Annotated in this window: 10 protein-coding genes and 1 pseudogene; 4 read left to right on the plus strand and 7 right to left on the minus strand. The window is 41.2% G+C overall.

Annotated features, from left to right (window positions below):
* Window positions 1-121 (plus strand): annotated as a pseudogene (locus tag WB217_RS07630) (GNAT family N-acetyltransferase); the annotation flags it as partial.
* 108 nt (window positions 122-229) lie between these two features.
* Here WB217_RS07630 and WB217_RS07635 read toward each other — a convergent pair.
* From WB217_RS07635 to WB217_RS07645, 3 genes are read right to left on the minus strand one after another with little or no spacing between them, the layout of a single operon-like run.
* Entirely contained in the window at window positions 230-1,630 is a 1,401-nt protein-coding gene (locus tag WB217_RS07635; protein ID WP_423992158.1) for a nucleoside recognition domain-containing protein, read from the minus strand.
* Window positions 1,630-2,325, minus strand: a complete 696-nt coding sequence (locus tag WB217_RS07640) for a FeoB small GTPase domain-containing protein (protein WP_423992160.1) — start codon at window positions 2,323-2,325, stop codon at window positions 1,630-1,632. The genes WB217_RS07635 and WB217_RS07640 overlap by 1 nt, the downstream gene beginning before the upstream one ends.
* Window positions 2,318-2,569 (minus strand): FeoA family protein, encoded by a 252-nt coding sequence (locus WB217_RS07645; protein WP_423992162.1) that lies wholly within the window; start codon window positions 2,567-2,569, stop codon window positions 2,318-2,320. The genes WB217_RS07640 and WB217_RS07645 overlap by 8 nt, the downstream gene beginning before the upstream one ends.
* Window positions 2,570-2,840: 271 nt before the next feature.
* Here WB217_RS07645 and WB217_RS07650 point away from each other — a divergent pair, with 271 nt between their 5' ends.
* Window positions 2,841-3,614: an NUDIX domain-containing protein gene (locus WB217_RS07650; protein ID WP_423992164.1), complete on the plus strand. Its 774-nt coding sequence runs from the start codon at window positions 2,841-2,843 to the stop codon at window positions 3,612-3,614.
* A 155-nt stretch (window positions 3,615-3,769) separates the two neighbouring features.
* The gene (locus WB217_RS07655) at window positions 3,770-4,093 is read left to right on the plus strand and encodes a BC1872 family protein (RefSeq protein WP_423992166.1); all 324 of its coding nucleotides are present in this window, start codon (window positions 3,770-3,772) and stop codon (window positions 4,091-4,093) included.
* Between the two features lie 54 nt (window positions 4,094-4,147).
* Here WB217_RS07655 and cydS read toward each other — a convergent pair whose 3' ends face one another.
* From cydS to WB217_RS07670, 3 genes are read right to left on the minus strand one after another with little or no spacing between them, the layout of a single operon-like run.
* A complete protein-coding gene (cydS, locus tag WB217_RS07660) occupies window positions 4,148-4,255 on the minus strand; it encodes a cytochrome bd oxidase small subunit CydS (protein WP_423992168.1) in 108 nt (35 codons plus the stop codon).
* Window positions 4,256-4,266: 11 nt separating this feature from the next.
* The gene (locus tag WB217_RS07665; protein WP_423992170.1) at window positions 4,267-5,292 is read right to left on the minus strand and encodes a cytochrome d ubiquinol oxidase subunit II; all 1,026 of its coding nucleotides are present in this window, start codon (window positions 5,290-5,292) and stop codon (window positions 4,267-4,269) included.
* Window positions 5,289-6,635, minus strand: a complete 1,347-nt coding sequence (locus WB217_RS07670) for a cytochrome ubiquinol oxidase subunit I (RefSeq protein WP_423992172.1) — start codon at window positions 6,633-6,635, stop codon at window positions 5,289-5,291. The genes WB217_RS07665 and WB217_RS07670 overlap by 4 nt, the downstream gene beginning before the upstream one ends.
* A 394-nt stretch (window positions 6,636-7,029) precedes the next feature.
* Between WB217_RS07670 and WB217_RS07675 the strand changes: the two genes are divergently transcribed.
* On the plus strand, window positions 7,030-8,991 hold the full coding sequence (locus WB217_RS07675) for an alkaline phosphatase family protein (RefSeq protein WP_423992174.1): 1,962 nt from the start codon (window positions 7,030-7,032) through the stop codon (window positions 8,989-8,991).
* 56 nt (window positions 8,992-9,047) lie between these two features.
* Here the strand turns inward: WB217_RS07675 and WB217_RS07680 are convergent, their stop codons facing one another.
* Window positions 9,048-9,701, minus strand: a complete 654-nt coding sequence (locus WB217_RS07680; protein ID WP_423992176.1) for a phosphatase PAP2 family protein — start codon at window positions 9,699-9,701, stop codon at window positions 9,048-9,050.
* Window positions 9,702-9,978: the final 277 nt, after the last annotated feature.

Consider the following 9,978-nt stretch of genomic DNA (forward strand, 5'->3'; position numbering starts at 1 on the left):
AAATTTCGGTTTTGTTCATTCCGGTACAATAGAAAAAGCAGGATTTAAATTCAATAGATGGCTTGATTTAGCATTTTATCAATTGAATCTTAACGGGCCTAAAGATCCTGTGGGAGAATAAATGGACTAACACCTTATTTGTAATACCTGCTAATGTAAAACCAAAAATAGGCAGTGCATTTTTTAAAATGCACTGCCTTATTTTTTAATTGCTATTAATCTGTACTCATCAAACCCACCCAAAATACCTTACTGTTTGAGCAATGATGAAAGTAACACCTAAAGCGATGACTGTCGGAATGATAAAGGCCAGAAAAGTCCATTTTTTGCTTTTCGTTTCTTTGTAAATATTAATTAATGTGGTTCCGCATGGATAGTGCAGCAGTGAAAATAGCATCATGTTTAACGCTGTCAGCCAAGTCCAGTGATGATCAAGGAATACCTGCTTAATATTATCGATTCCACCGGTATCGATTAATTCACCTGTTGAGAGGTAACCCATCAAAAGGACAGGTAAGACTATCTCGTTTGCAGGCAATCCAATTATGAAGGCCATGAGAATATAACCATCCAGACCGATCATCTGTCCAAGCGGATCAATGTATTGGACCATGTGCAGCAAAATACTCGTGCCGTTGATATCAATATTTGCCAATACCCAGGTCAAGATCCCAGCAGGGGCAGCAACCTTAATCGCTCGATTAAGCACAGAAACTGAATTGTTTAACGACGAACGAATAACCGTATCGAAAATTTTTGGCTTTCTATATGGCGGCAGCTCCAGCGTATAGTGGGTAGGAACACCTTTCAATACCGTTTTTGATAGAATCCAAGAAACAGAGAACGTGACAATGATCCCAAATAATACGATGCCAACTATGACTGAGGTGGTTATTAGTGATTTAATCCCTCCGGTAAAATTAGCCGCCATAAACAGGGATGCCAGTAAAATCAATGTTCCCCATCTGCCATTACATGGTACGAAATTGTTTGTCAGGATTGCCAGAATCCTTTCTCGCGGTGATTCTATAATTCTCGTTGACATCATGGCTGCTGCATTGCAGCCAAATCCCATAGCCATGGTGAGTGACTGTTTCCCATGAGCTCCTACAGTTTTAAACAGTCGGTCCATATTAAAGGCAACCCTAGGTAAATACCCATAATTCTCTAGAAGAGCGAAAGTCGGGAAAAAGATTGCCATCGGCGGCAGCATCACGCTTATGACCCACGTAGTTCCACGATAAAACCCTAGCACCAATACCCCGTGAAGCCACTCAGGTGCATTCACCATGGTAAAAAGGATCGTAATGTATCCTTCAAGCCAGCCGAAAAAATCAGCGAGCATTGAGGATGGGATATTGGCACCGGCTATTGTTAAGTAAAAAACAGCTCCAAGCATAAGAAGCATGATCGGAAATCCCCAAATTGGCGAGGTTAGTATAGCATCTAATCGCTCCGTTCGCTGGTCATGCTTCGTCTTAGAATATCTAACTCCTTCTGCTATAAATTGGCTGCTGTTCTTGTAAAGAGCTTCTACAATCTTGTCACGTGTTTTTTCGGATGAGAACTGCTCTGCATGATCGAACAGATTGTTCAATATTTGCTGTTTTTCTAATGATGTATACCCCATTAGCTTGAGACCTCCTCCTTAAGATGCCTTTGCATTAATTCCTCCAGCAGCTTTTTATCTCCATCCAAAAGTCTTAACGAGAGCCATCTGGCAGGCACTTTATCCCCGAAAACACTTTGAACCTCTGGTAAAAGACTTTCGATCTTTTGTTCCGTTTCATCATCATAGGCAATTTTCAAAGGCGAACATGGAATTGCTCCGGTTATCACTCTTTCCATTGTATCCAGCAGCAGAGGCAGACCAGTTTTGTTTCGGGCAGATATTTTGATAACAGGGACTCCCAAGCGTCTCATCAAAATTTTCTCATTAATTTTAATGCCCATTTTTTCAGCCTCATCAATTAAATTGATGCATACAATCACTTTTTCAGTCAGCTCCATCACCTGCAAAGCCAAATTCATATTTCTCTCTAGGGCAGTTGCGTCTAAAACTACGATAGTGAGATCTGGTTTTTCAAAAATAATATAATTGCGTGCTGATTCCTCATCCAGTGAATTCGAAAACAGTGAATACGTACCTGGCAGGTCAATCATGGAATAGGACTTTCCTTTAAATAAAAACGAGCCTTCTTTAATATCAACCGTTTTACCTGCCCAATTTCCCGTATGCTGTTTTAAACCAGTCAATGTGTTAAACAAAGTACTTTTGCCGGTGTTTGGGTTACCTGCCAGCGCAATCCGATATCGCTCAGCCATTGTTAACCAGCTCCCCTTCTATACTGATACTTTCTTCTTTTCTTAACGCAATTGATGTACTGCACACCCGAAAAGCAATAGGGTCACCAAGTGGACTTTTTCTTATAACCTCGACAATAGCTCCAGGCACGAAACCGAGATCAAGCAATCTTCTTCGCATTGTTCCTTCTAGAGTGAGATTCAAAATTTTTATAAAATCACCTTTTTGACCTTCAAACAATGTCATCATATTAGTCCTAGCCATCTTTTTTTCCTCCACACTATAGTTTTTACCTAGTGCAACTTTTTGTTTTATTATATGTACAGATGTTCATATTGTCAAAAATTTTTTAATATAGTTTTTTCTAATATCAAAGAAAATCCCTATTTCAATGATGAATTTATGAAAGACAGCAAAAAAGCCTGCAGAGATTCATGCAAGCTCACAGACTTAATTACTTTTGATAAGACACAGTAAACTTTCTCATTCATACAATAAAATATTTCAGATTTAATTTTTTAAAGAGAGGGTTTTCATGTTCTGCAGAAGAGAAATTCACAAGGTTTGTACAGGAAAAATGAAAGAGCTTAATCAATACTTTGAAGAATACGTGAAGCCGAACCAGCTAAAAAATGGAGCAGAATTAATTGGCCGCTGGTTAACTGCCGATGAAACTGAAGTTTTAACAATGTGGCATTATTCAAGCTTTGATGACTTTTTGAAAATTGAAGAGAGAGTAAAAAAGGATCAATTAAATCAGCAAGCAGAAGCGCAGCTATTAAAATTAGGCAAGCTTTACTCAGATTATCATCAGGATTTTTTAACTCCAACAGGTACAGACCATCAGTCAAATCAAAATGTAACAGTAAGCGGTTATATCACAAATGATAAAGAAGAAACATTATTGGTAAAAACATATTGGAGATCGGATACGTGGGAGCTCCCCGGTGGCGGAGTGGATGATGGAGAGACTTTAGACATTGCACTCCATAGGGAAATTCTCGAGGAAACCGGAATACAGGTTAAGCTGTTTGGAGTAACAGGTGTTTACTCAAACGGAAACACCATTTCAATTGTATTCCACGGCAAATGCATTGGGGGAAATTTAAGGACCTCTGCTGAGACGCAGGATGTCCGCTTTGTGAAGTTAGATCCGTTGACTGTTCCTCATTATATTAAAAGAGGAAAGTTTATTCCTCGTGTTCTGGATGCGATGAATGGATATTCTGTACCATTTGAAGCATTTCAGGTTCGTCCATATCAATTATTAGAAAGATTAGCAGGCAAACCGGAAGATAATGAAGATTAAATCTAACGTAAAAAAATATAAAGTCATTTTACGATTCTAGTTGTTTTCCTTTGTTGTTATAGAATATAATAAAAGTGAATAAACTGTTATATAACACATAACTAATTTTGTAAAAGGAATTTAAACAAAAAATCCCGAGAAAGAGGTGGAAGCAGTTGAACAAAACCGACGCTATTGCTAGAAGGATTCTTGGCTGGAAGTTAAATAGGTGGGACCGCTGGTATGATTATGAGAAAGGTGTTTTTATCAATGATTCTGATTTCCAGCCAGGGCAAAACCTTGACCATGCAATGATGGTTGCAGAAAAATTAGAAAATCTAGGTTACAAATTCAGCGCTGCTGGAGAATGTGAAGTTTGGTTTAATGACGTCCGTGCAACTGGCGAAACGCTGCCTCAGGCGATTACGAATGCTGCGTATTCCATCATTGAGAATACATCAGTCATTAATAGTTCCACTTTATGGCGTAAACTGTGTTAGATCCATCAAATAGAAAAGCTGTAAAACCAGGCGGTTTTACAGCTTTTTGTATGTTTATTCGCGCTCTCTAATCGCTCCATCCTTCCCCGCCAGCCAAAATGCGGCAGCGATGGACAAGATGATGACGACAAAAGGAGCATAGAACATTAAAAATTCAGCCATGTTTATACCTCCTATGCATGGTCATTTCTCTTGCCCTGTACATAATCCTTGTTAAACAAGAACAGCCGCAGCAGCAAGTACAATGATGGGAGCAGCAGTCCCAATCCTGCTACGAAAGCGATGATCAGAGCGATGGCCATCGCTTCATTAGTGAAACTGTCATAAATCGTCAGGTAAGGATAAAGTAAATATGGATAATGGGAGATGCCATAGGCGAAAAAGGCAATCAGGAATTGTCCTGTTAAAAGCCCGAACGCTACACCATAAGCCTTCCCCTTCCCAACCAGATAAACAGTCCCTGCGAATAAGATAAACGAGATTGCGAACAGCCACCAAAAGTCCATTAAGCGGCTGTAATGCGCAGGGTTATGGTCCTTAAGCTCAACGATGATACCTGTAGCAGTAACAATCGTGGGCACTGACCAGATAAGCGCATATTTCCGAAGCAGCTCTGTTGCCGGTTTGTCCTGAGCTTTATTTGCGTACCATGTTAAGAATACAGCTGAAATATACAGAACAGCAGCCAAGCTAAGAACAACAATACTCCATGTCAGCGGGCTAGTGAACAGAGCCCAGTAATCAAGTTCAAGCCCTGATGCCTTCTCACTGACATATCCGCCTTCCGAAATGGTCAGCACAATGGATAATGAAGCTGGGATAAACAAGCCTGAAAGTCCATATAAATAGGTGTATCTTTTATGCTGAAGTCCGCCATAGGTGGTAAATGCATAGTAGGCTCCCCGGATTGCAAGCAAAACAACCCCAATGCTTGCTGGAACGAGCAGAATCGTTCCATAATAATAGGCTGTTTTAGGGAAGAAGCCGACAATTCCAACGAAAAAGAAGACGAGGAACACATTCGTCACTTCCCACACCGGCGATAGATAGCGCTGGATAATCCGCGTTAAAATATGCTGTTTCCCCCTGAATAAACTGTAAGCATTAAAAAATCCTGCACCAAAGTCAATCGAGGCGACGATGACATAGCCAAACAGAAAGAGCCAAAGGACCGAAATTCCGATAATCTCAAGTGTCATCGCATGTCACCTCCCCTCTCCAATTCCCTGTCAGCGAGCTCCTGTTCAACCGTATTTTTGCGGAACATCCTTGTCAGCACAACCACACTTCCGATTCCCAAAATAAGATAAAGTCCAGCGAACATGAGCAGCATGGTGTCTACCTGACCGCTCGTTGTTGCAGCTTCCTCGGTTCGCAAAATGCCTCGGAGGATCCATGGCTGGCGTCCAACTTCAGCTAACCACCAGCCTAGTTCGATGGCGAGTATTGACAGCGGACCACCGAGAACGAGGAGCCAGCGAAACCATCTGACATGTATAAAACTCATTTTAAACCAAACTCCCAGCACATAGAGAAGTGATAAAGCTGTCAACCACATGCCGATTGTCACCATGCTGTCGAAGAGGTAATGGATGTATAGCGGCGGGATTTCATCCTCCTTAAATTGGTCGAGACCGATGACTTCGGCATTCGGATTGCTGTGAGCTAATATACTGAGTGCATATGGCACTTTTATCGCATATTTAACTTCTCCGTCATCCAGCACACCGTATAGCATTAAAGGCGCCCCTTCATGCGTTTCGAAATGCCACTCTGCCGCAGCTAGTTTTTCAGGCTGATATTCAGCCAGGTATTTTCCGGAAAAATCGCCGATCACAGCCGCAGCAATTGAAAAAACAAGTCCGATTTTTAAAGTAAGAAACAGAGCTTTCTTATGGTAAACATGATTTGATCCCTTAAGAAGCCGATATGCGCCAATCGATGCCAAAACAAACGCCGATGTCATATAGGCTGTTGCCAGAACGTGAGCTACCTTTGTTGGCATGGCTGGATTAAACATTGCTAAAACGGGATTGATGTTCACTAGCTGACCGTTCATAAGATCAAAGCCCTGTGGCGCATTCATAAACGCATTCACAATTGTGATGAACACTGCTGAAAACGAAGCTCCTATTGCGACAGGGATCAGAAGGAGCAAATGTTTTTTTTGGTTCTCAAATCGATCCCAAGTATATAAATAGATTCCTAAGAAAATCGCTTCAAAGAAAAATGCGAATGTTTCCATGAAGAGCGGAAGCGCAATGACGTTTCCAGCAAGCTCCATAAAGTTCGGCCATAGTAGAGATAGCTGGAGCCCGATTGCCGTCCCGGTAACGACTCCGACGGCGACGGTAATGACGAAGCCTCGCGTCCATCTCCGTGCCATTAAAATATAATGTTCATCCTGTTTTTTGATTCCGACCCATTGAGCAATCATGATCATGAGCGGGATGCCCACCCCTATGGTTGCGTAAATGATATGGAATGATAACGTCAGCTCAGTTAAGACACGGCTGAAAAAGACCGATTCTTCATTTCCCATTTAACATTCTCCTTTTCTAACCTGCAAAAATACGACCAATAAAAGACAGCCCCATGATTGCTGCTACAATAAAGGCCATCCAAATTAACATTCTCTCCTGTTTTTTGTACACACACTCACCTCTTATCATTAAATTGCTCACAAAATCACAATATGACCTTCACCAACCCATTTACCTTATGTTGTACATAATATTAAACCAATAAAATGTGAGGGAAATATGATATGTATAACTCTTTCTTCTATCTTCTTTCTTATTCCCATTTCCCAGTAAGTTAAAACGATGGATCTTGGTGTACAAAATTGTTTACAGTATTAGCCATGATGAAAAAAGTTTCAACAGAATAAAAAATAGGTAAAACAAACTAGAGAATATATATTAAAGGGAGATTTTATGACAACACGAATATTCACAGCATTCATTCTAGCAACTTTATTTTTAACAAATACATTGGAGTTATCGGCATTTGCAAAAAATGATAACCAGGTCGTTTTGATTTCCTTCGATGGGATGAGAAATGACCTGACAAGAAGATATTTAAAAGATGGAAAACTCCCTAATGTCGAAAAAGTAGTGAAAAACGGCTCGATGGCAAAACATGCGACTACAGTCAGTCCCTCGTTAACTGCCCCATCTCATGCAGCCATAGCGACTGGGGCTCCCCCGTTAAAAACTTCGATTGTAAGTAATGTGTGGCAGGAGCCCGACAAAGCCTTAACAAATAAACAGGATGCTTTTATGAGCAAGCTGGACGTTGACCCATTGTGGATTGAGGCGAAAAAGCAAGGTAAAACCACTGCGACAGTTGCCTTTGCAGGAGCTAATCCAAAGACTGGAAAACAGGGTGACTATACCGTTTATTATGGAGATACATGGTCTCCCAGCAAGGAAGAGAAACTTAGATTCATTGAAGCTGCTAATTGGAACAACACTCCGCACAGCTATAGCCCTCTAAAGGAATCCTCTTTCCAGATTAAGGTTAAGGATGGCAAAGATCAAACCCTTCATGTGTTGGCATACGACTCTTCCAATGACCAGAGGGAAAACTACAATCAATTTATCCTTTCAGAAACCAAGGAGTTGAAGGAAGACTCTAAAGGAGTTAAAAGTGATGACTGGGGCTCCCTAAGTTTAAAAGCACACGAAAATCTAGTAGCAGGTTTTTGGTTCAGGTTTGCGTCTGGAGACCCGGATTTGCAAAATGAAACAAAGCTGTACAGGACAGCCGTCACCTCCGGGGAAATTGATGGACCAGAAGGCTTCAGACAAACCATCCGCGAAAAATTTGGTGTCTTCCCAGCTCAGGATGATGATATTGCACTGGAAAAAGGGTGGATCAGCCGAAAAGAATATGAGGATATAGCGGAGCGCTTTGTTAATTGGGTGACAGATGTTTCACTATTTATTAAAGAAGAATATGATCCCGATCTTCTGATGTTTTATGCGCCTCAAATCGACCATCAGGAGCACTTGTACCTGCTGACAGATCCAAGGCAGCCGGGGTATACTCTTGAAAAATCGAAGCGAAATATGAAAAACATTGAATGGGCATACAAGGTTGCGGATGAGGTAGTCGGAAAAACCACTAATTCACTTGAAGACAATGAAAACTTATTCATTGTTTCCGATCACGGGATGGAGCCTGCCCACTCCATGCTGGAGCCAAATAAGATTTTAAAGGACAAAGGGCTGCTGATTGAGACTTCCGATGGGAAGGTAGACATGAAAAAATCGAAGGCTATTGCCATTCCAAGCGGCTCGGCAGCACATATTTATATCAACCTTCAATCACGGGAAAAATACGGTGTCGTACCAAAAAGTGAGTATGAGCAAGTAAGAGAAGAAATCATCAATGCCTTCAAGGAGGTAAAAGTTGAGAGGAATGTAAAAGGAAGAGTGGTTACCCATCATCTACAGGAGATGTGGACGAGCATATGGAATGAAGGTCTCTCCCTTGTTTCCTTAGAAGAAAATACAAAGGACCTTTACAGCCATGTTTTCATTACTGATAGTTATCCTTATGAGGACGTAAAGCGATTGAGTGAAAAAGGAAAGCCTGACATGGAAGATAACCATTCTGGTGATGTACTTCTAATGGCAGCGCCAGGCTACATTATGGGTAATGGCATGGCTCACGTTGTAAAACCTGCTATTGAATTAGGCACACATGGGGGCAACCCCGAACGTGAGAAGCTAAAAGCAGTCTTTTTCGGAATGGGACCAGACTTTCCTAAAAAGGAGAAATTAAAGCCAATTTCCAACCTGGACATCGCACCGACAGTCTATGAAATTTTAGGGCTGGAAACCCCAAAATTCGTCGAAGGAAAAAGCATTGAAGAATTGACCGAAAAATAAAGGAAAGCCTGCTATTCGCCGGAAGGCTAGCAGGCTTTTTCACTTTTACTTAATTATCAGTTTTGAGCACCGGCCAAGGCAGGGAAGTGTCTTTCCTGATATCTTTGAAACACCCATATGACAGTAGTGACCCAAAAACCGCTCGCTAGATAGCCTGCGATTACATCGCTTGGATAGTGGACTCCTAAATAAATCCTGCTTGTCCCAATGGCGGCGATCATAAAACTGCTGATCAGAATGACAGTTACTCTACCTGGACGTGATGGTACATGGCGCCATAGCAGGAAAGCAAGTATGCTGTAAAATGCAAAAGCATTCATCGCATGCCCGCTGGGAAAGCTATATCCGCCTATCTCAATCAGCCTGTGCAAGTCAGGACGAGCTCTTTCAAAATAAAGTTTCAATAATCTATTCAATATTGGCGTACAGAAAACAACAGCCAAATAAATTAATATTTCCAATCTATGCTTAAGCACTTTTAGCAGGAAGAACAACACAAAAATTGACTGAACCGCTATGAAACGAATTGTTCCGATATAAGTAAAGAATTTCATTACTGTTGTTAGCCATGCCGTTTCAGTACCTTGGATGAAGGAAATTATGTACCCGTCAAAGCGCACTATATGGTTGGCACGCACCAGCAATGACATGGCAACGAATCCTGCTAAAGAAACGAAAAATGCAATCACAAGCTGCATATTCAACTTCATGGTGGTCCCCCTCTCTTATTACATGTTCGATTCTTTACCCTTACTGTTCCCTTTCAAAAATAAAAAAGAAGGACGAATTATGCCCTTCTTGATCAATCTTGATATTTAACACTCGGTGTAGCAATGAGAGCCTTTACCATTACCGCTCAGCAGCAGATTTTCACTTCGAATAGTCATGAGAGACCTTATCATAACCACTCAGCGGGAGATTTTCACTTCGAATGGTCATAAGAGACCTTATCATAACCACTCTGCGGGAGATTTTCACTTTGAATGG

This window comes from Mesobacillus sp. (assembly GCF_049588175.1).
GTDB lineage: Bacteria > Bacillota > Bacilli > Bacillales > Cytobacillaceae > Mesobacillus.

Excerpts from the sequence above, each read along its gene's own strand:
- WB217_RS07640 (WP_423992160.1), bottom strand. The coding sequence starts at position 2,325 with ATGGCTGAGCGATATCGGATTGCGCTGGCAGGTAACCCAAACACCGGC.
- WB217_RS07665 (WP_423992170.1), bottom strand. The coding sequence starts at position 5,292 with ATGACACTTGAGATTATCGGAATTTCGGTCCTTTGGCTCTTTCTGTTT.
- WB217_RS07635 (WP_423992158.1), bottom strand. The coding sequence starts at position 1,630 with ATGGGGTATACATCATTAGAAAAACAGCAAATATTGAACAATCTGTTC.
- WB217_RS07645 (WP_423992162.1), bottom strand. The coding sequence starts at position 2,569 with ATGGCTAGGACTAATATGATGACATTGTTTGAAGGTCAAAAAGGTGAT.
- WB217_RS07680 (WP_423992176.1), bottom strand. The coding sequence starts at position 9,701 with ATGAAGTTGAATATGCAGCTTGTGATTGCATTTTTCGTTTCTTTAGCA.
- WB217_RS07670 (WP_423992172.1), bottom strand. The coding sequence starts at position 6,635 with ATGGGAAATGAAGAATCGGTCTTTTTCAGCCGTGTCTTAACTGAGCTG.
- WB217_RS07675 (WP_423992174.1), top strand. The coding sequence starts at position 7,030 with ATGACAACACGAATATTCACAGCATTCATTCTAGCAACTTTATTTTTA.
- cydS (WP_423992168.1), bottom strand. The coding sequence starts at position 4,255 with ATGGCTGAATTTTTAATGTTCTATGCTCCTTTTGTCGTCATCATCTTG.
- WB217_RS07650 (WP_423992164.1), top strand. The coding sequence starts at position 2,841 with ATGTTCTGCAGAAGAGAAATTCACAAGGTTTGTACAGGAAAAATGAAA.